Annotated in this window: 15 protein-coding genes; 13 read left to right on the forward strand and 2 right to left on the reverse strand. The window is 71.3% G+C overall.

The features are described 5' to 3' along the window. The first annotated feature begins 38 nt into the window (after positions 1 to 38). From ELQ39_RS04980 to ELQ39_RS04995, 4 genes are all read left to right on the forward strand, one after another. Positions 39 to 1,070, forward strand: a complete 1,032-nt coding sequence (locus tag ELQ39_RS04980; protein WP_242591135.1) for an Rv2578c family radical SAM protein — start codon at positions 39 to 41, stop codon at positions 1,068 to 1,070. Positions 1,071 to 1,203: 133 nt separating this feature from the next. Next, entirely contained in the window at positions 1,204 to 2,787 is a 1,584-nt protein-coding gene (locus tag ELQ39_RS04985; protein WP_242591136.1) for an alpha/beta hydrolase, read from the forward strand. A 52-nt stretch (positions 2,788 to 2,839) separates the two neighbouring features. Further along, positions 2,840 to 3,238: a RidA family protein gene (locus tag ELQ39_RS04990; protein WP_242591137.1), complete on the forward strand. Its 399-nt coding sequence runs from the start codon at positions 2,840 to 2,842 to the stop codon at positions 3,236 to 3,238. Further along, a complete protein-coding gene (locus tag ELQ39_RS04995; RefSeq protein WP_242591138.1) occupies positions 3,235 to 3,771 on the forward strand; it encodes a GNAT family N-acetyltransferase in 537 nt (178 codons plus the stop codon). Before ELQ39_RS04990 ends, ELQ39_RS04995 begins: the two co-directional genes overlap by 4 nt. Positions 3,772 to 4,030: 259 nt before the next feature. Here the strand turns inward: ELQ39_RS04995 and ELQ39_RS05000 are convergent, their stop codons facing one another. Next, complete coding sequence (locus ELQ39_RS05000; RefSeq protein ID WP_225641635.1) at positions 4,031 to 4,636, reverse strand: adenylosuccinate lyase; 606 nt, start codon at positions 4,634 to 4,636, stop codon at positions 4,031 to 4,033. A gap of 351 nt (positions 4,637 to 4,987) precedes the next feature. Here ELQ39_RS05000 and ELQ39_RS05005 point away from each other — a divergent pair, with 351 nt between their 5' ends. From ELQ39_RS05005 to pssA, 9 genes are all read left to right on the forward strand, one after another. Beyond that, entirely contained in the window at positions 4,988 to 6,793 is a 1,806-nt protein-coding gene (locus ELQ39_RS05005; RefSeq protein ID WP_190001518.1) for a 3-hydroxyacyl-CoA dehydrogenase family protein, read from the forward strand. Positions 6,794 to 6,956: 163 nt separating this feature from the next. Next, positions 6,957 to 7,772 carry a TetR family transcriptional regulator gene (locus ELQ39_RS05010; protein ID WP_190001517.1) on the forward strand — a complete coding sequence of 272 codons (816 nt, stop codon included), beginning with the start codon at positions 6,957 to 6,959 and terminating at the stop codon, positions 7,770 to 7,772. A 379-nt stretch (positions 7,773 to 8,151) separates the two neighbouring features. Continuing rightward, positions 8,152 to 9,495, forward strand: a complete 1,344-nt coding sequence (ccrA, locus tag ELQ39_RS05015; RefSeq protein WP_242591139.1) for a crotonyl-CoA carboxylase/reductase — start codon at positions 8,152 to 8,154, stop codon at positions 9,493 to 9,495. A 12-nt stretch (positions 9,496 to 9,507) separates the two neighbouring features. Continuing rightward, entirely contained in the window at positions 9,508 to 11,535 is a 2,028-nt protein-coding gene (locus ELQ39_RS05020) for a methylmalonyl-CoA mutase family protein (RefSeq protein WP_242591140.1), read from the forward strand. Next, on the forward strand, positions 11,532 to 12,494 hold the full coding sequence (locus ELQ39_RS05025; protein WP_190001514.1) for an HpcH/HpaI aldolase/citrate lyase family protein: 963 nt from the start codon (positions 11,532 to 11,534) through the stop codon (positions 12,492 to 12,494). Before ELQ39_RS05020 ends, ELQ39_RS05025 begins: the two co-directional genes overlap by 4 nt. A gap of 5 nt (positions 12,495 to 12,499) precedes the next feature. Then, positions 12,500 to 13,012: a MaoC family dehydratase gene (locus ELQ39_RS05030; RefSeq protein WP_190001513.1), complete on the forward strand. Its 513-nt coding sequence runs from the start codon at positions 12,500 to 12,502 to the stop codon at positions 13,010 to 13,012. A gap of 2 nt (positions 13,013 to 13,014) precedes the next feature. Beyond that, on the forward strand, positions 13,015 to 14,229 hold the full coding sequence (locus ELQ39_RS05035) for an acyl-CoA dehydrogenase family protein (protein WP_242591141.1): 1,215 nt from the start codon (positions 13,015 to 13,017) through the stop codon (positions 14,227 to 14,229). Between the two features lie 180 nt (positions 14,230 to 14,409). Beyond that, positions 14,410 to 15,066 carry a phosphatidylserine decarboxylase gene (locus tag ELQ39_RS05040; protein WP_026243357.1) on the forward strand — a complete coding sequence of 219 codons (657 nt, stop codon included), beginning with the start codon at positions 14,410 to 14,412 and terminating at the stop codon, positions 15,064 to 15,066. A 22-nt stretch (positions 15,067 to 15,088) separates the two neighbouring features. Beyond that, positions 15,089 to 15,904, forward strand: coding sequence for a CDP-diacylglycerol--serine O-phosphatidyltransferase (pssA, locus tag ELQ39_RS05045; RefSeq protein WP_102640756.1), 816 nt, complete (start codon positions 15,089 to 15,091; stop codon positions 15,902 to 15,904). Between the two features lie 74 nt (positions 15,905 to 15,978). Here pssA and ELQ39_RS05050 read toward each other — a convergent pair whose 3' ends face one another. Then, positions 15,979 to 19,551, reverse strand: a complete 3,573-nt coding sequence (locus ELQ39_RS05050; RefSeq protein WP_242591142.1) for an ATP-binding protein — start codon at positions 19,549 to 19,551, stop codon at positions 15,979 to 15,981. Positions 19,552 to 19,579 lie beyond the last annotated feature (28 nt).

The raw sequence follows: 19,579 nt of genomic DNA on the forward strand, positions 1-19,579 counted from the left end.
TGTTCTATTCTGTGCGGCAGCGACACCGAGGAGGCGTCATGCGCTGGGAGAACCTCTCACCGGACTCCGAACACGGCCGTGCCGACGCCGCGCTGTTCGGCGCGGAGGCGGTCACGACCCGCACCTTCGACACGCCTGAATTCCGGGGGATCACCTTTCACGAGATCCGGGCCCGCTCCATCGTCAACCGGGTGCCGGGCGCCTCCCGTATGCCGTTCGAATGGACGGTGAACCCCTACCGCGGCTGCAGCCACGCCTGCGTCTACTGCTTCGCCCGCAAGACCCACAGCTACCTCGACCTCGACACCGGGCTCGGCTTCGACAGCCAGATCGTGGTCACGGTGAACGCGCCCGAACTGCTGCGCCACCGGCTCGCCTCCCGCTCCTGGCACGGCGAGCACATAGCCATGGGCACCAACGTCGACTGCTACCAGCGGGCGGAGGGCCGGTACCGGCTGATGCCGGGGATCATCGAGGCGCTGCGCGACCACGCGAACCCCTTCTCGATCCTGACCAAGGGCACGCTGATCCTGCGCGACCTGCCCCTGCTGCGGCAGGCCGCCGAGGTGACCGACGTCGGCGTCTCGGTCTCGGTGGGCTTCACCGACGAGGAGCTGTGGCGCACGGTCGAGCCGGGCACCCCGGCGCCCGAGCGGCGGCTGGACGTGGTGCGCGCGTTCACCGACGCGGGGATCGGCTGCGGGGTGCTGATGGCGCCGGTGATCCCGTTCCTGGGCGACCGGCCTGAGCAGCTGAGGGCGACCGTGCGGGCCATCGCCGCCTCGGGCGCCACCTCGGTCACCCCGCTGGTGCTGCATCTGCGGCCCGGCGCCCGCGAGTGGTTCATGTCCTGGCTGGCCGAGCACCACCCGCACCTGGTCGCCCGTTACGAGCGGCTGTACGCGGAGGGCGCCTACGCGCCTCGCTGGTACCAGCGCCGGATCACGCGTCAGGTGCACGACCTGGCCCGGGAGTACGGCATCGGTCCGGCACGCGCGGGCGCCCCGCGCCGCATCCCGGCCCCGGCGCCGCAGGAGCCGGAACTGCCGACCCAGCTGACGCTGCTCTGAGGGCATCCGGGCGCATCCGGCGGCCCGATCGGGTCAACAACCGGCGTTTCGCGTTCAGATGTGGCGCCACATCGGGACGATGCCGCGTGAACCGTGAGTCTCGCGGTCCGCAGCACCTCGCCCTGGGAGAACCATGAAGAAACGCGCAGCCGTGCTGTGCGGCGCCGCCGCCGTCGTCGCCTCGGGCCTCACGGCCGTGCCCGCCGAGGCCGGCGCCCCGCACGCCCCGGAGACGTTCCGCGTCGCCGCGCCCGCCTGGAAGAAGTGCGGCACCGACGACTACCCGACGCTCCAGTGCGCGTCCGTCGAGGTGCCGCTGGACCACGCCGACCCCTCCGGGCGCACGATCACACTGGCGCTGTCGCGCATCCCGCACACCGCGAAGAAGTACCAGGGCCCCCTGCTGGTGAACCCGGGCGGCCCGGGCGGCAGCGGGCTGACGCTCGCCGGGTTCGTCGCCGCGTCGCTGCCGAAGCAGGTCGCCGCCGAGTACGACGTCGTCGGGTTCGACCCGCGCGGGGTGGGCGAGAGCCGCCCGGCGCTGGACTGCGTCCCGGGCCACTTCGACGCCGTGCGGCCCGACCCGGTGCCCACCTCGCCCGAGGTGGAGCAGGCCAACCTGGACCGCGCGAAGTCCTTCGCCGAGGCCTGCGGGCGCAAGTACGGGGACCTGCTGCCGCACATGACCACCACGGCCGCCGCACGCGACCTGGACGTGATCCGGCAGGCGCTGGGCGCGGAGCGCGTCAACTACTTCGGCTACTCCTACGGCACCTACCTCGGCACCGTGTACGCCAAGCTGTACCCGCAGCGGGTGCGGCGTCTGGTGCTGGACTCCGTGGTCGACCCCACGGGCGTCTGGTACGACTCCAACCTCGACCAGAACCAGGCGTTCAACGCCCGCCACCGCGCCTTCATGGACTGGGTCGCCCAGCACGACGCCACGTACCGCCTGGGCACCGACGCGGAGAAGATCGAGGCCGCCTGGTACACGATGCGGTCCGCGCTGAAGGAGGACCCGGCCGGCGGGAAGGTCGGCCCGGCCGAGCTGGAGGACACCTACGTCCCGGGCGGCTACTACAACGGCTACTGGCCCTATCTGGCCGAGGCGTTCGCCGCGTACGTCAACGAGAAGGACGGCGGGCCGCTGGTCGAGGCGTACGAGAACTTCGGCGCGACCGACGTCGCCGGGGACAACGGCTACAGCGTGTACACGGCGATCGAGTGCCGGGACGCCGTCTGGCCGCGGGACTGGGCGCAGTGGCGCAAGGACAACTGGGAGATGTACGAGCGGGCGCCGTTCATGTCCTGGAACAACGCCTGGTACAACGCGCCGTGCGCGTACTGGCCGGTCGAGGCGCAGCGGCCGGAGCGGATCAACACCATGAGCCAGCTGCCGCCCGCGCTGCTGTTCCAGGCCACGGACGACGCGGCCACCCCGTACCAGGGCGCCGTCACGGTGCACCGCCGGCTGGAGCGCTCCGGCCTGGTGGTCGAGTCGGGCGGCGGCAACCACGGCATCACGCTGAGCGGGAACGCCTGCCTGGACCGTCATCTTGCGGCCTACCTGGCCGACGGCACGGTGCCGCGCGGCAGCCACGGGGACGCCGACGCGGTGTGCGCGGCGCTGCCCGACCCGAAGCCGCTGACGTCGAAGGCGGCCCCCGGCACGGTCCGCGGCTCGGTCCTCCACGGCCTCCTCGGCTCCCGCGTCTGACCCGGCGAAACCCGGGGGCGGACGCGCGGCCGGGTGGGTCATGATGCTCCCCATGAGCCATCTGACCCGCATACCCGCCCCCGAGGGCGTGGCGCCGGCGGCCCAGTACGCCCACGTGATGACGGGCGCCGGCCGTCTGGTGGCCGTCTCCGGCCAGCTCGCCCTGGACGAGGACGGCCGTATCGTCGGCGCCGGCGACGCCGGGGCCCAGGCCCGCCAGGTCTTCGAGAACCTCCGCCTGTGTCTGGCGGCGGCCGGAGCCGCGTTCGACGACGTCGTGAAGCTGACCTACTTCGTCACGGACATGGCGCACATGCCGGCCGTCCGCGCGGCCCGCGCGGCGCACATCCCCGACGACCGCGTCCCGGCCGCCTCCGCCGTGCAGGTCTCCGCCCTGGTGCGCCCGGAGTTCCTGCTGGAGGTCGAGGCGCTGGCGGTGGTCCCCGCATGACCGGCCCGGCGGGGCTCCGCATCCGCCCGATGACCGCGGACGACAGTGCGAGGGTCGCCGCGATACGGGTCCGGGGATGGCAGTACGCCTACCGCGGGATGATTCCGCAGGCGTACCTGGACACGATGGACCTCGCCGCGGAGGCCGAGAGGCAGCGGGCGCGGCTCGCGGGCGGGGACGGCAGCGTGGTGAACCTGGTCGCCGAGGCGGCGGACGGCACGCTCGCCGGCTGGGCCGCCTACGGGCCGTACCGGGACGGCGAGGTGCGCACCGGGGACGGCGAGCTGTACGCGCTGTACCTGCCGCCCGAGCGGATCGGGCAGGGGGCGGGGCGCGCCCTGCTGACCGAGGTGACCGGCCGCTGCGCGGCGGCCGGGCTCCCTCGGTTGTTCCTGTGGGTGCTCAAGGAGAACGCGCGCGCCCGCCGCTTCTACGAGGCCGCGGGCTTCACGCCGGACGGCGCCGAGGACCCCTTCGAGGTGGGCGGGGTCGCGGTGCCGGAGGTGCGGTACGTGCTGGCTCTCACCGGCTGACCGGGCCGGATCCACGCCGGGCCGCCGGACCGGGTCCTCCTGCGACCGGCCCGTCCCCGTCCGGGCCCTTCCCGTCCGGGCCCTCCCCGTCCGGGCCGACCCCCGCGTACAGCCGAGCGCCGGCCCGCCGCTGCCCGTCCGCGGACGGGACACCCGCCTCCCCCGCCTGCTCGCGGGAGCGGTCCGGGGGCCGCGGTCCCGGGGTGCGGGAGGCGGCCCGGTGGCGGGGTGCGACAGGGAGGTGACGGCGCGTCACGCGCTATCGCGGCCCCGGGATCCGCCCCCGGGCGCTTCCCTGGCGCGGGATGCGGGCCAGGGCGTGGACCGCCGCCTCCGCCAGTGCCGGGTGCGCGAGCGCCTCGTTCAGTACGGACTCCGCGCGCGGGTCGCCGAGTTCGCCCAGCCCCTCCACACAGGCGAGCGCGACCCGGCGGTAGGGGTCGTGCGGGCGCAGCCTGCGGCGGAGGGTGGTGATCAGGGCCGGGACCGCCTCGGGGGCACGCAGCTCGGCGAGGAGGCGGACCGGGTGCAGGGCGTAGGCGACGCGCAGTTCGTTGGTGGCGAGGGCGGCGGCGGCGCGTGCGGTGCGTGGGTCGCCGAGACGGGCCAGGGCCTGCGCGGCGGCTGCGCAGCGCGGCGGGTCGCGGTGGTTGAGGAGAAGCACCAGCGTCTCGAAGGCCCGCCGGTCGCCCGCCGTCCCGAGCCGGAACGCGGCCAGTTCACGCGCCCACAGCGGCTGTCCGGGGGCGGTGAGGACGCCGGCCAGGAGGTCGTGGTCGTCCGTGGCGGCCAGCCGCTCGAACGCGGCCGTGCCGCCGGACTCCGCCCGTAAGCGCTCCGTGAGCGTTCGCAACTCTTCGTCCATGCCGACGAGGTTAGGGGGATCACACCGGGCGCGGGACCCACCTCACAAATCCGGGGGCTGGCGCGCTCGTTACCCGCGGGTTAAGCTCAGACGAGCGAGTTACCCACTCGCACCTTCCTCACGGCGGTCTGGTGACGCGGCCGTCGTGAGTCGCAGTCGGTTCGGTACACCGTGTACCGCAGTACGGCTCGGCCCCGGGACAGGGCCGGTCGGACCCACCGCCGTATCACCGGCGGTCCGGGCGTGTGCGCTCGCAGCCCGGCCAACACCCGCATTCACGCACGCACCCGGTGCGCCTTCCGGCGCACCGGGGCGCTGCTTCCGTCGTCACCTCATTCCTGGAGTCCCGCGATGGCCACTCCCCAGTCCGACACCCCCTTGTCCCCGCTCCGGACCGTCGCCGTGGTCGGCCTCGGCACGATGGGCACCGGCATCGCCGAGGTCCTGGCCGCCGGCGGCCGCGACGTCGTCGGCATCGACGTCAGTGAGGCCCAGGCCGCGAAGTGCGTCGCCGCCCTGGAGACCTCCACCGCCCGCGCCGTCGAGCGCGGCCGGCTGACCGAGCAGCAGCGCGCGGAGCTCCTCGCCCGCGTCACCACCGGCACGGACCTCTCGGCCGCGGCCGGCGCCGACCTGGTGATCGAGGTCGCCCCGGAGTCGTACGAGATCAAGCAGCAGATCTTCCGGGAGCTGGACGGCATCGTGCGGCCGGAGACCGTGCTGGCCACCGGCACGAACGCGCTGTCGGTGACCCGGCTCGCCGCCGACTCCGCCCACCCGGAGCGCGTGCTGGGCATGCACTTCTTCAACCCGGCGCCGGCGATGAAGCTGGTCGAGGTGGTCTCCAGCGTGCTGACGGCGCCCGCCGCCGTCACGGCCGTCACCGATCTCGCCCTGGACCTGGGCAAGGAGCCCGTGGCGGTCGGCGACCGGCCCGGATTCGTCGCCGACGGGCTGCTGTTCGGCTACCTGAACCAGGCCGCCGCCATGTACGAGGCCCGGTACGCCTCGCGTGAGGACATCGACGCCGCGATGCGGCTGGGCTGCGGCCTGCCGATGGGCCCGCTGGCGCTGCTGGACCTGATCGGCATCGACACCGCCCGCACGGTCCTGGACGCCATGTACGCCGCATCCCGCGACCGGCTGCACGCCCCCGCGCCGATCCTCAAGCAGCTCAGCGAGGCGGGGCTGACGGGCCGCAAGGCGGGCCGCGGCTTCTACACCTACGAGGCGCCCGGCAGCGGCACGGTCGTGGCGGACGCCCTCACCCCGCGCGAGGACGGCCCCTCGGCCGCCGGCCGCCCGGTGCGCTCGGTGGGCGTGGCCGGCTCGGGCACCATGGCGTCCGGCATCGCCGAGGTCTTCGCCAAGGCGGGCTTCGAGGTCGTGCTGGCCGCCCGCAGCGAGGAGAAGGCGCAGGCGGCGAAGGCCCGTGTCGGCAAGTCACTGTCCCGCTCGGTCGACCGGGGCCGGATGACCGCCGAGGCGGCCGCCGCCACCCTGGACCTGATCCGGCCGACGGGCACCTACGACGACTTCGCCGACGTGGACCTCGCGGTCGAGGCCGTCGCCGAGGACCTGGAGGTCAAGCGGCAGCTGTTCGCCACGCTGGACAAGGTCTGCAAGCCGGGCGCGGTCCTCGCCACCACCACGTCCTCCCTCCCGGTCGTCGCCTGCGCCCGTGCCACCTCGCGCCCGCAGGACGTGATCGGCATGCACTTCTTCAACCCGGCGCCGGCCATGAAGCTGGTGGAGGTGGTGCGCACGGTCCTGACCGACGACGACGTCCACGCGACCGTCCGCGAGGTCTGTTCGAAGATCCGCAAGCACGCCGTGGACTGCGGCGACCGGGCCGGGTTCATCGTGAACGCGCTGCTGTTCCCGTACCTGAACAACGCGGTGAAGATGGTGCAGGAGCACTACGCCACCCTCGACGACATCGACGCCGCGATGAAGCTGGGCGGCGGCTACCCGATGGGTCCGTTCGAGCTGCTGGACGTCGTCGGGCTGGACGTCTCGCTGGCCATCGAGAAGGTGCTGCACCGCGAGTTCCGCGACCCGGGTCTGGCCCCGGCGCCCCTGCTGGAGCACCTGGTGGCCGCGGGCTGCCTCGGCCGTAAGACCGGCCGTGGCTTCCGCGAATATGCCAAGCGCTGAGCGGTACCCCGGCGAGCCGTTCCCGGGCGGTGCCGAGTGGGGCGGGCTGCTGGATCCCGACCGGTTCCCGCCGCCCGCCCGCACCGCCCCTCCCCCGCCCCCCGAGGGCGGGGGAGGCCCCGGTCACGCGCACCGTGCCGCGCGCATGCAGTACGTTCAGGGCATGTCCCAGCCCGCCAAGTCCGTACGTACGCCAGCCACGACCGAGCCGCCGGAGTCCACCGCCGGCTCGCGTGCCGCCGCCCAGCGGCTCAAAATGCGCCGGGAGCTCGCGGCCGCCGCGATGGAGCTGTTCGCGACCAAGGGGTACGAGGCGACCACCGTCGACGAGATCGCGGCCGCCGCCGGGGTGGCCCGCCGCACGTTCTTCCGCCACTTCCGCTCCAAGGAAGAGGCGATCTTCCCCGACCACGACGACACCCTGGTGCGCGCCGAGGCGGTGCTCAACGCCGCCCCCGCGCACGAGCATCCGCTCGACACGGTGTGCCGGGGCATCAAAGAGGTCATGAAGATGTACGCGGCGCGGCCGGACATCTCGGTGGCCCGCTACAAGCTGACCCGTGAGGTGCCCACCCTGCGGGAGGCGGAGATCGCCTCGGTGGCCCGCTACGAGCGGCTGTTCACCCGCTATCTGCTGGGCCACTTCGACGAACACGCCCACGACGACGACGCCAACGACGACCCGCTGCTGGCGGAGGTCGCCGCGTCCGCGGTGGTCACGGCGCACAACCACGTGCTGCGGCGCTGGCTGCGGGCGGGCGGCCAGGGCGACGTGGAGGCGCAGCTCGACCACGCCTTCGCGATCGTGCGGAAGACGTTCGGCACGGGGATCATGGCGGGCCGGCGCACGGCCGCCCCGCAGCGGCCGGCGGCGGCCACGGCCTCCGCTCACGGCGAGGTGCTGGTGACCGTCGCCCGCACCGACGCCCCGCTGGAGGAGGTCATGGAGGCCATCGAGCGGGCCCTCAAGGAGCGCTGAACCGCCTTCCGACGCTGTGATGACGGCCACCCTTCGGGGTGGCCGTTTTGCCATGTCAGGGGCGCTTTTCGCCCCTGTTTCCCAGGCGTTTCGATCGATCATCGCTCATCTGATGCGTAAAGATTTCACCTGAGCCCAAGTTCTGGCACGCAGTGCCTTGCCGACTGACACGGCGTGCCATACGTTGAAGGAGTCCGGGCGAGTCCCGGCGGGTCCACCACCCGCACGTCCGGCGCCTGCGTCACAGGCAACCTCCCGCGCAACCACGCGCTGCCGAAGCACCACCCGCCGGACCGACGGCACCCCTCAACCCTCAGCAGCACACCGACGTATCCCTCAGCGCCCCTCCCTCAGGGCGCCCATCGCCGGAGGCAACACCGTGACCGTCAAGGACATCCTGGCCGCGATCCAGTCGCCCGACTCCACGTCCGAGGACTTCGCCGCCCTGCCGCTCCCCGAGTCGTACCGCGGCATCACCGTGCACAAGGACGAGACGGAGATGTTCGCGGGCCTCGCCACCCGCGACAAGGACCCCCGCAAGTCGCTCCACCTGGACGACGTGCCGCTGCCCGAACTGGGCCCCGGCGAGGCCCTGGTCGCCGTCATGGCCTCCTCGGTCAACTACAACTCGGTGTGGACCTCGATCTTCGAGCCGCTGTCCACCTTCGGCTTCCTGGAGCGCTACGGCCGGCTCAGCGAACTGACCAAGCGCCACGACCTGCCGTACCACGTCATCGGCTCGGACCTCGCGGGCGTGGTGCTGCGCACCGGCCCCGGCGTCAACGCCTGGCGCCCCGGCGACGAGGTCGTCGCCCACTGTCTCTCCGTCGAGCTGGAGTCCTCCGACGGCCACAACGACACGATGCTCGACCCCGAGCAGCGGATCTGGGGCTTCGAGACGAACTTCGGCGGCCTCGCCGAGATCGCGCTGGTGAAGTCCAACCAGCTCATGCCTAAGCCCGACCACCTCACCTGGGAGGAGGCCGCAGCCCCGGGCCTGGTCAACTCCACCGCCTACCGCCAGCTGGTCTCCCGCAACGGCGCGGGCATGAAGCAGGGCGACAACGTCCTCATCTGGGGCGCCAGCGGCGGACTCGGCTCCTACGCGACCCAGTTCGCGCTGGCCGGCGGCGCCACCCCGATCTGCGTCGTCTCCAGCGAGCAGAAGGCGGAGATCTGCCGGTCCATGGGCGCGGAGGCGATCATCGACCGCACCGCCGAGGGCTACCGGTTCTGGAAGGACGAGAACACCCAGGACCCCAAGGAATGGAAGCGCTTCGGCAAGCGCATCCGCGAGCTGACCGGCGGCGAGGACATCGACATCGTCTTCGAGCACCCCGGCCGCGAGACCTTCGGCGCCTCGGTGTACGTCACCCGCAAGGGCGGCACCATCACCACCTGCGCCTCGACCTCGGGCTACATGCACGAGTACGACAACCGCTACCTGTGGATGTCCCTGAAGCGCATCATCGGCTCCCACTTCGCCAACTACCGCGAGGCCTGGGAGGCCAACCGGCTCATCGCCAAGGGCAAGATCCACCCCACCCTGTCCAAGGTGTACGCCCTCGAGGACACCGGCCAGGCCGCCTACGACGTGCACCGCAACCTCCACCAGGGCAAGGTCGGCGTGCTCTGCCTGGCCCCCGAGGAGGGCCTCGGCGTGCGCGACCACGAGAAGCGGGCCAAGCACATCGACGCCATCAACCGCTTCCGGAACATCTGAGGCAGGGCGGACATGACAGAGCGCCAGAAGGACCGTCCGTGGCTCATGCGGACGTATGCCGGCCACTCGACCGCCGAGGCGTCCAACGAGCTGTACCGGCGCAACCTCGCCAAGGGCCAGACCGGGCTGTCGGTCGCGTTCGACCTGCCGACCCAGACCGGCTACGACCCCGACCACGTCCTCGCCCGCGGCGAGGTCGGCCGGGTCGGGGTGCCCGTCTCGCACCTCGGTGACATGCGCAGGCTGTTCCAGGACATCCCCCTGGAGCAGATGAACACCTCGATGACGATCAACGCCACCGCCATGTGGCTGCTGGCGCTCTACCAGGTCGTCGCCGAGGAGCAGGGCGCGGACATCACCAAGCTCCAGGGCACGACCCAGAACGACATCGTCAAGGAGTACCTGTCCCGCGGGACGCACGTCTTCCCGCCCGGGCCGTCGCTCCGCCTGACGACCGACATGATCGCGTACACGGTCTCCCACATCCCGAAGTGGAACCCGATCAACATCTGCAGCTACCACCTGCAGGAGGCCGGGGCCACGCCGGTGCAGGAGATCGCGTACGCGATGTCCACCGCGATCGCCGTCCTCGACGCGGTGCGCGAGAGCGGCCAGGTGCCGCAGGAGCGCATGGGCGACGTCGTCGGCCGTATCTCCTTCTTCGTGAACGCCGGCGTCCGCTTCGTCGAGGAGATGTGCAAGATGCGCGCCTTCGGCCGCATCTGGGACACCGTCACGCGCGAGCGGTACGGCATCGAGAACCCCAAGCACCGCCGCTTCCGCTACGGCGTCCAGGTCAACTCCCTGGGACTGACCGAGGCGCAGCCGGAGAACAACGTCCAGCGGATCGTGCTGGAGATGCTGGCCGTCACCCTCTCCAAGGACGCCCGCGCGCGTGCCGTGCAGCTGCCCGCCTGGAACGAGGCGCTCGGCCTGCCCCGCCCCTGGGACCAGCAGTGGTCCCTGCGCATCCAGCAGGTCCTCGCCTACGAGAGCGACCTGCTGGAGTACGAGGACATCTTCGAGGGCTCGAAGGTGATCGAGGCGAAGGTCGAGGAGCTGGTCGCCGAGGCGACCGCTGAGATCGAGCGGATCCAGGAGATGGGCGGCGCGATGGCCGCCGTGGAGTCCGGCTACCTCAAGTCCCAGCTCGTCTCCTCGCACGCCGCGCGCCGCGCCCGGATCGAGTCCGGCGAAGAGAAGATCATCGGGGTCAACGCCTTCGAGTCGACCGAGCCCAACCCGCTCACCGCGGACCTGGACACCGCCATCCAGACCGTCGACCCCGCGGTCGAGGCCCGGGTGATCGCCTCGCTGCAGAACTGGCGCGACACCCGCTACCAGCCGCCCTTCAACCACCCGCGCCCCTGCAAGGCGCTGGAGAAGCTGAAGGAGGCCGCGCGCGGCACCGACAACCTCATGGAGGCCACCCTGGAGTGCGCGCGGGCCGGCGTCACCACCGGCGAGTGGGCCGGCGCGCTGCGCGAGGTGTTCGGCGAGTTCCGGGCGCCGACCGGGGTCTCGTCGGCCCCCGTCGCGGTCCCCGCCGAGGAGGGCTCCGCCCTGTCGGAGGTCCGCCGGAAGGTGGAACTCACGGCGAAGGACCTCGGCGTGGGCAAGCTGCGCTTCCTGGTCGGCAAGCCCGGCCTTGACGGCCACTCCAACGGCGCCGAGCAGATCGCCGTGCGGGCCCGCGACGCCGGGTTCGAGGTGGTCTACCAGGGCATCCGGCTCACCCCGGAGCAGATCGTGGACGCCGCGCTGGCGGAGGACGTCCACGCGGTGGGCCTGTCGATCCTCTCCGGATCGCACGCCCAGCTGGTGCCGGACGTGCTCGAACGGCTCCGTGTGGCCGGCGCCACGGACATTCCCGTGATCGCCGGTGGCATCATCCCCAGCGGTGACGCCGAACAGCTGCGGGCCGCGGGAGTCGCCGCGGTCTTCACGCCGAAGGACTTCGACATCACCGGAATCATCGGCCGCATCGTCGACGAGATCCGCAACGCGAACAAGCTCGACCCTCTGGAGGTCCCCGCATGACAACGGTCAACCGCCTTCGCCCCCGCCGTTCCTGTCTGGCGGTCCCGGGAAGCAACCCGCGCTTCCTGGAGAAGGCGCAGGGCCTCCCGGCGGACCAGGTCTTCCTGGACCTCGAGGACGCCTGCGCCCCGCTCGCCAAGCCCGAGGCGCGGCACACCATCGTGAAGTTCCTCAACGAGGGCGACTGGACCGGCAAGACCCGCGTGGTGCGTGTCAACGACTGGACCACCGAGTGGACGTACCGGGACGTCGTGACGGTCGTCGAGGGCGCCGGCCCGAACCTCGACTGCATCATGCTGCCGAAGGTGCAGGACGCCCAGCAGATCGTCGCCCTGGACCTGCTGCTCACGCAGATCGAGAAGACCATGGGCTTCGAGGTCGGCCGCATCGGCATCGAGGCGCAGATCGAGAACGCCCGCGGCCTGAACAACGTCAACGAGATCGCGCAGGCCTCCCCGCGCATCGAGACCATCATCTTCGGCCCGGCCGACTTCATGGCGTCCATCAACATGAAGTCGCTGGTCGTGGGCGAGCAGCCGCCCGGCTACCCGGCGGACGCCTACCACTACATCCTGATGAAGATCCTGATGGCCGCCCGCGCCAACGACCTCCAGGCGATCGACGGCCCCTACCTGCAGATCCGCAACGTCGACGGCTTCCGCGAGGTGGCCGGCCGCGCCGCCGCGCTCGGCTTCGACGGCAAGTGGGTGCTGCACCCCGGCCAGGTCGACGCCGCCAACGAGGTCTTCTCCCCCTCGCAGGAGGACTACGACCACGCCGAGCTGATCCTGGACGCGTACGACTACTACACGTCCGAGGCGGGCGGCAAGAAGGGCTCCGCGATGCTCGGCGACGAGATGATCGACGAGGCCAGCCGCAAGATGGCCCTGGTCATCGCGGGCAAGGGACGTGCCGCCGGCATGCGGCGCACGTCGAAGTTCGAGATCCCGGAGGCCTGACCGTCATGCAGTTCGGACGCACCTACGAGGAGTTCGAGGTCGGGGCGACGTACAAGCACTGGCCGGGCAAGACGGTCACCGAGTACGACGACCACCTCTTCTGTCTCCTCACCATGAACCACCACCCGCTCCACATGGACGCGAACTACGCGGAGCGGACGACGGACTTCGGCAAGAACGTCGTCGTCGGGAACTACATCTACTCGCTGCTGCTCGGCATGAGCGTGCCGGACATCTCCGGCAAGGCGATCGCCAACCTGGAGATCGAGTCGCTCAAGCACGTGGCGCCGACCTTCCACGGCGACACCGTCTACGGGCAGACGACCGTCCTGGACAAGTGGCCGTCGAAGTCGAAGAACGACCGCGGCATCGTGTACGTCGAGACCAAGGGTTACAAGCAGGACGGCACGCTGGTCTGCGTGTTCCGCCGCAAGGTGATGGTGCCGACCGAGACGTACATCAAGGAGCGCGGCGGCGAGCAGCCCGGCCGCCCGGAACTGAAGCAGCAGGAGAAGTAGCCATGGCGCGACTCGCCCAGACCGCCGGTCTGACCGACGTCCAGCAGGAGATCCTCTCCACCGTCCGGGACTTCGTGGACAAGGAGATCATCCCGGTCGCCACCGAGCTGGAGCACCGCGACGAGTATCCGCAGCAGATCGTCGACGGGCTGAAGGAGCTGGGTCTCTTCGGCCTGATGATCCCCGAGGAGTACGGCGGCCTGGGCGAGTCCCTCCTCACGTACGCGCTGTGCGTGGAGGAGATCGCCCGCGGCTGGATGTCGGTGTCCGGCATCATCAACACGCACTTCATCGTGGCGTACATGCTGAAGCAGCACGGCACGCAGGAGCAGAAGGAGTACTTCCTTCCGCGGATGGCGGCCGGCGACGTCCGCGGCGCCTTCTCGATGTCGGAGCCGGGCCTCGGCTCCGACGTGTCGGCCATCACCTCCAAGGCGGTGAAGGACGGCGACGAGTACGTCCTCAACGGCCAGAAGATGTGGCTGACGAACGGCGGAACGTCGTCGCTGGTGGCCGTTCTGGTGCGAAGTGACGAAGGACACTCCCCTGAAGAGGCAGCCGCCAAGCCGCACAGGTCGATGACCACCTTCCTGGTGGAGAAGGAGCCGGGCTTCGGCGAGGTCCGTCCGGGCCTGACCATCCCCGGCAAGATCGACAAGATGGGCTACAAGGGCGTCGACACGACCGAGCTCATCATGGACGACCTGCGCGTTCCCGCCGACCGGGTGCTCGGCGGCGTCACCGGCCGAGGTTTTTACCAAATGATGGACGGCGTCGAGGTCGGCCGTGTGAACGTCGCGGCGCGTGGCTGCGGCGTCGCGCAGCGTGCCTTCGAACTGGGCGTCCGGTACGCCCAGCAGCGTCACACTTTCGGCAAGCCGATCGCCCAGCACCAGGCCGTCCAGTTCAAGCTGGCCGAGATGGCTACCAAGGTGGAGGCCGCGCATGCCATGATGGTCAACGCAGCGCGCAAAAAGGACTCCGGGGAGCGAAACGACCTCGAGGCAGGGATGGCGAAGTACCTCGCCTCCGAGTACTGCAAGGAGGTCGTGGAGGACGCCTTCCGGATCCACGGCGGCTACGGCTTCTCGAAGGAGTACGAGATCGAGCGCCTCTACCGGGAGGCCCCGATGCTGCTGATCGGTGAGGGCACCGCTGAGATCCAGAAAATGATCATCGGCCGTCGACTGCTCGAAGAGTATCGATTCCAGGGCTGAGCAGGGTCAGATGTCCGGATACGGGGTGTTTTCTTGAGGAAGAGGATCACACCCCGTATGCGTTCTTCGGCCGCCGACTTGGTTGCCTGGCTTACCCAGTTGCGGCCGAGAGCCGCTACGATCGCCGGAAAGCCGCCGTCCCCCGCAGTTGCGCGGCATCATCCGCTACGAAGGTCATCCATGCCCCACAGCCAAACCTCTGCACACCGCGACAGCCTCGCCGGCGTACGCCTCGCGCGCGGAGCCTCGCCGTGGCTTCTGCCGACCGTCGCCACCGCAGCCGTGAGCCTGCTCCGCGCCCGCCGCTCGGGCGCCGCCAAGGCCGTCGCCGTCCCCGCCACCGCTCTCGCGGCGGGGATGCTGTGGTTCTTCCGCGACCCCGAGCGCGAGATCGCCCAGGGCCGCGTCATCTCCCCGGCCGACGGTGTGGTGCAGAGCATCATGCCCTGGAAGGACGGGCGCACCCGCGTCGCGATCTTCATGAGCCCGCTCAACGTCCACGTGAACCGCGCCCCCCTGGCCGGCACCGTGACGTCGGTCGAGCACATCCCCGGTGGCTTCGTTCCCGCCTTCAACAAGGAGAGCGAGAACAACGAGCGCGTGGTGTGGCACTTCGACACCGAGCTCGGCGACATCGAGATGGTCCAGATCGCCGGCGCGGTGGCCCGCCGTATCGTCCCCTACGTGCCCCAGGGCACCAAGGTCGAGCAGGGTGAGCGCATCGGCCTCATCCGCTTCGGCTCGCGGGTCGACATCTACCTGCCCGAGGGTGTTGAGGTCGATGTCGAAGTGGGCCAGAAGACCGTGGCTGGGGTGACTCGCATTGACCGTGGTTGATCCAGAGACCCAGGCCGGCTGGGTGCCGGAGGCCGACGAGGACGACGACGAGGAGATGCCTCTGTCGCTGCGCCTGTCGATAGCGGACACCCTCACGCTGGGCAACGCCACGTGCGGCTTCATGGCGGTGTACTTCACCACCACCGGCATCCTGATCCCGCACCTGCAGGGCAGCCAGGAGACCGGCATGGCCCGCCACAGCGCGGCCACGGCGGTGATCCTGATGCTGTGCGCGGCGGTCTTCGACCTCTTCGACGGCCTGGTGGCGCGCAAGCTGCGCTCCTCGCCGATGGGCGCCGAGCTGGACAACCTCTCGGACCTGATCAGCTTCGGCCTGGCGCCGGCGTACTTCGTCCTCGTCTACGGCATGGTCGCGGACGACGCGCACCAGAGGGTGGCCGCGGTCGGGGCGATCGTGGTGCTCCTCGCGGTGGTGCTGAGACTGGCGCGGTTCTCCTGCGTCACGGTGAAGGACGGCACCTTCCAGGGCATGCCGTCGCCCTTCGGGGCGCTGACGGTCGTGTCGATCGTGCTGCTGGAGCTCCCCTTCGTGGCGACGCTGCTGGCGATCATCGGCACGGCGTGGCTGATGGTGAGCCGCGTCGAGTACCCGAAGCCGCGCGGGCGCCTCGCCGTGGCGATGCTGTCGTGGATCGTGCTGTCGATGGGGCTGCTGGCGGCATGGGCCTTCGACGCGCCGAGCGGACAGCTGCTGCTGCAGACGGGGTGTGCGCTGCAGCTGGTGATGGGGGCGGTGATTCCGCTGTTCGCCACGGCGCGGCGGGTGAACAACTTCCGCGACAACCGTCGCGAGGCGCGGGCGGCGCAGCTGCCGTAACGCGGCCACGGACCGTGTGGGGCCCCGGACCCGGGAAGGGTCCGGGGCCCTTGTGCGTGCGGCCCCCGCCCGCCTCACAGGACCTGCTCGTCCTCCTCGGGCGCCTTGCGCTTCCGGTGCGCCATCACCTCCCAGAAGGCGTGCAGCTCCCGCACGGGGATGCTCACCCAGGGAGCGGTGCGCCGGGTGAGGGCCGGCAGGTGCCAGCGACGGTGGCTGTGCAGGAGTGCCTGCTGCTGCCGGCAGAAGGGCTCCTCGATCTCCTTCTGCGTCCTCGCGGCCTTGGGCGGGTAGGGGCACAGGCGGAACGTGCAGGTCGGCAGGCAGGTGCAGCCCGGCTCGTCCTGGTCGTTGCGGCCCACGCTCCGCTCGGGGTGGAGCGGGGTCCGGTCGTGGGTGAGGCAGGGCGGGAGGTCGCTGCGGTCGGTGAGCTCCAGGCGCTCCTCGATGGCGTCCGGGCTGCCGTCCCGCTCGGTGAGGTTCAGCATGATCAGGACGTCGGCGAGGAGACGCTGCGCCCGGGGGTGCAGGCTGGTCCAGCCGGACGACGGGGCGATCCACAGATTGTGCTTGCGGTAACGCTCCGGGTCCGCCGGGGTGGACCCGACGCTGTCGACGGCGCCGTGCTCGTCGATCCAGAGGAACTGCTCGGGGTGCCCCGTCTCCAGGGCCAGGGTCACCAGGTCCCCGGCCTCGGCGACGAAGGGGTGGAGCATCGCGCGCGGCCCTCGTCCGTCTTTCCCGCCGCGGCGGGCGCTCCCCGCGACGGCGAGCCAGCGGGTGACCGCGCGCACGGGCTCGACGGACGCGCCTTGCCCGGCAGGGGCGTCCCCCCGCCCGGCCGTGTCGGGCAGCTCCCACAGGCACAGTGCGTGGAGCAGGCTCAGCTGCGCGTACCAGGAGCGGCTGGAGGCGAGCATCCGCTCGGCATGCCTGGTCAGGAACGCCCGGCTCTCCTCGTAGACGCCCGGATGACGCCTCCGCCGGTTCGCGGCGTTCTTGAAGCCCTGGGTCATGGCGATCTCCAAGGACAGCGGCAGGTCGGGCTCGGGCGGCCCTGTGGACGGCGCCGGTGCGCCGTCCCGGCCGGCCGGGACGGTGAGGTGCCGCAGCCAGAGGTCGAGGCGTTCCTCGGCCTCGTCGCGGTACCTCGCGGAGACGGAGCCGAGGAACATGGGGACCAGCCAGGCGCGCAGGGCGAAGTGACGCCACTGGACGGTGCGGCGCTGCTCGTGCTCCCGTACGAACCGGGCGTACCGCTGCTCCCTGCGTTCCGCCGTCCCCGGGGCGGCGGCCCGGCCCGCCTCCGTGTCCTCGAGCCAGGCGGTGTAGTCCTCGTTGAGCTTCCGTTTGGCCTCCCGCATCTGGTGCAGGTACTGCCGCACGGGATCGGTGTCGAGGGGGAACAGCTCCCGCAGGGCACGGAATGCCGCGTCACCGCCTGCGGCGATCTGGTGGGCGATCGCGGTCCGGACGGCGTGGGAGGGCTCGTGCGTGCCGATGCTGAGCAGCCGCTCGTACGGCAGCGGAGGCGGCGCCGCGGCCGTCCCGGGAGGTGTCCTGGCCTCGTTCCTGCGCCTCTCCCGTTCGCGCAGCGCCGCGCCGAAGCGCCGCACCAGCCCGAGCTTGGCGTCCTCCACGGTGCGCTGGTCCGACCTGATGACCAGCCCCTCCCACTGTTCGTCGAGGGTGCGGGCCAACTCGTCCTGAAGCGGCTCCGGGTCAATGCTGTCGATCTCCAGGGCGGCGGCGTACAGATCGAAGTACTTCGCGTCGTGCCGGCTCGCGGCGGCGTCGCGGAGCAGTTCGCTCGTCCTCGGGGCCCTCCCGCCGTCGCGCCGTCCTGACGGGCGGGGCACGGCGGTGGTGGCCCGGTGGCGGGAGAGCAGCACCAGGGCGATGAGGAGTTCGCGGGACGGGCCGGGGCCGCGCAGGGCGGGTCCGACGACGGCGGCCATCTCGTCGTCCGGCACCTCGGTCAGCAGCCGGTGCCCCAGGTAGGCCTGGACGATGCTGTGGGGGAAGCGGACCTTGTTCTCGGAGCCCCGCACGAGCCCCAGGTGCTGTCCGTTGGCGGCGTACCGGGCGAGTTCGGCGTAGCACTCGGTGGGGGCGTCCAGCGGGTTGAGCCAGGACGACGACTGACCGACCGTGCGGGCCAGCACGTTCCAGATCGCCTCGCGCTGGGCCGGCGTGACGGCGGGGCGGACCGTGTCCCGCCACGATCCGGCCGCCGGTTCCTCGGGCCGGGTCCCGGACCGGCGGCGCTCCCGGAGGTCGTCCAGGTAGGCGCCGACGAAGTCGTCGAAGGACACCTCCAGGGTGTCCTGCAGCAGGCCGAGGCAGGCCAGGGCCGACACCACCCACAGGGTCTCCCTGCGTTCCCTGCGGTCCATCACCAGCTTGTCGCGGATGAGCCCGTCCTCCATGGCCCGGCGGTAGCTGTCGAGGAGCCACAGCCTGATCGTGGAGCAGTCGTTGCTGCGCGTGTTCAGCCGCCCGTCGTGCTCGCGGAGCGTCAGGTGTTCCAGCAGTCCGCGCTGTTGCAGGGCGCGGGCGATGCGCAGATAGATCGGCGAGTCGGAGACCTCGGCGGTCTCCACCACCCAGTCCAGACGGCGTTCGTCCCCCTCGCCGGGTTCCCGGACCAGGTACTCCAGGGCCGCCTCCTCGCTGAGCGGTTCCAGGTCGGTGATGGCCGCCCTGGTGCCTTCCAGCGGCGCGTGCGGGCGCGAGGCGATGACCAGGGGGAGCTGCTGACGGTCCGCCCGGTCGATGGCCCGCCGGATGATGTTGTCCCGGTCCTCCCGGTACCGCTCGTCGAGGAGTGCCTCCTCCAGACCGTCGGCGATGACCACGGCCTTGTCGTCGAGCCGCAGTTGCCGCCAGGCCTTGTCGATGTTGCCGGCGGCGAAGACGCCCTGGTCGGCCTCCTCGGCGAAGCGGCGCCGCGCCATCTGCTCGAAGTCGAACTCCCCGTCCATGTCGCGCAGACGCAGCGGCACCGGTACGGCGGACTGCTGCGCGAGCATGCGGGTCAGCTCCACGAGGACGGCCGTCTTGCCGACGCCCACGCCGCCGACCAGCAGATAGGGCCGGCGCGTCTTGCGGTTGCGGAGCGTCTGGGCCATCACCTGGGCCAGTTCGCGGCGCCCGACGATCCGGTCGACGAGCGTGCCGGCCGTGGGGACCAGCTCGTGCGGGCGGGTGCGCGCCTTCCTCACCAGTGGCCTCTTGGCCTTGTGGTACCAGTACAGGAGGAAGACCGCGAGGAGGAGGGCGCCGGTCAGCACGGGGCTCACGAAGGACAGCACGGTGCTGAACCAGGCGTCGTTCTTCAGGTCGTCGTACCACGAGCGCGTGTGTGCCGAGGAGTCGTACGCGGCGAGCGCGATCCAGGCGAGCAGCAGGGCGGTTCCGACGAAGGCGAACACGCGCAGCAGCCGACCGAGCGAGACCCGCCAGGGGTGCCACCTGCGGTTGGGGACGATGCTCCGGCGGGCCTCCCGGCCGGTCCGGTAGGACCGCCAGCGCCGGTCCACCGCTCGCGCGGCCCGGAGTGTCCAGCGTCTCGGGTACAGCGTGAACCAGGCGGCGTCACGCGGCCGCTGCTTGCCCTCCGGGCTGCGGATGACCTTGGTGGGCATGGCGTCGTTCCCTCCATGCTGCGCCCTC

The sequence above is a fragment of the Streptomyces sp. GB4-14 genome (assembly GCF_022696125.1).
GTDB classification, from domain to species: domain Bacteria; phylum Actinomycetota; class Actinomycetes; order Streptomycetales; family Streptomycetaceae; genus Streptomyces; species Streptomyces werraensis.

What these genes read in the sequence shown, in the direction of transcription:
- ELQ39_RS04995 (WP_242591138.1), top strand. Translation starts at nt 3,235, where the DNA reads ATGACCGGCCCGGCGGGGCTCCGCATCCGCCCGATGACCGCGGACGAC.
- ELQ39_RS05030 (WP_190001513.1), top strand. Translation starts at nt 12,500, where the DNA reads ATGCAGTTCGGACGCACCTACGAGGAGTTCGAGGTCGGGGCGACGTAC.
- ELQ39_RS05050 (WP_242591142.1), bottom strand. Translation starts at nt 19,551, where the DNA reads ATGCCCACCAAGGTCATCCGCAGCCCGGAGGGCAAGCAGCGGCCGCGT.
- ELQ39_RS05020 (WP_242591140.1), top strand. Translation starts at nt 9,508, where the DNA reads ATGACAGAGCGCCAGAAGGACCGTCCGTGGCTCATGCGGACGTATGCC.
- ELQ39_RS05040 (WP_026243357.1), top strand. Translation starts at nt 14,410, where the DNA reads ATGCCCCACAGCCAAACCTCTGCACACCGCGACAGCCTCGCCGGCGTA.
- ELQ39_RS05025 (WP_190001514.1), top strand. Translation starts at nt 11,532, where the DNA reads ATGACAACGGTCAACCGCCTTCGCCCCCGCCGTTCCTGTCTGGCGGTC.
- ELQ39_RS04990 (WP_242591137.1), top strand. Translation starts at nt 2,840, where the DNA reads ATGAGCCATCTGACCCGCATACCCGCCCCCGAGGGCGTGGCGCCGGCG.
- ELQ39_RS05010 (WP_190001517.1), top strand. Translation starts at nt 6,957, where the DNA reads ATGTCCCAGCCCGCCAAGTCCGTACGTACGCCAGCCACGACCGAGCCG.
- ELQ39_RS05035 (WP_242591141.1), top strand. Translation starts at nt 13,015, where the DNA reads ATGGCGCGACTCGCCCAGACCGCCGGTCTGACCGACGTCCAGCAGGAG.
- ELQ39_RS05005 (WP_190001518.1), top strand. Translation starts at nt 4,988, where the DNA reads ATGGCCACTCCCCAGTCCGACACCCCCTTGTCCCCGCTCCGGACCGTC.
- ELQ39_RS04980 (WP_242591135.1), top strand. Translation starts at nt 39, where the DNA reads ATGCGCTGGGAGAACCTCTCACCGGACTCCGAACACGGCCGTGCCGAC.
- ELQ39_RS05000 (WP_225641635.1), bottom strand. Translation starts at nt 4,636, where the DNA reads ATGGACGAAGAGTTGCGAACGCTCACGGAGCGCTTACGGGCGGAGTCC.
- ELQ39_RS04985 (WP_242591136.1), top strand. Translation starts at nt 1,204, where the DNA reads ATGAAGAAACGCGCAGCCGTGCTGTGCGGCGCCGCCGCCGTCGTCGCC.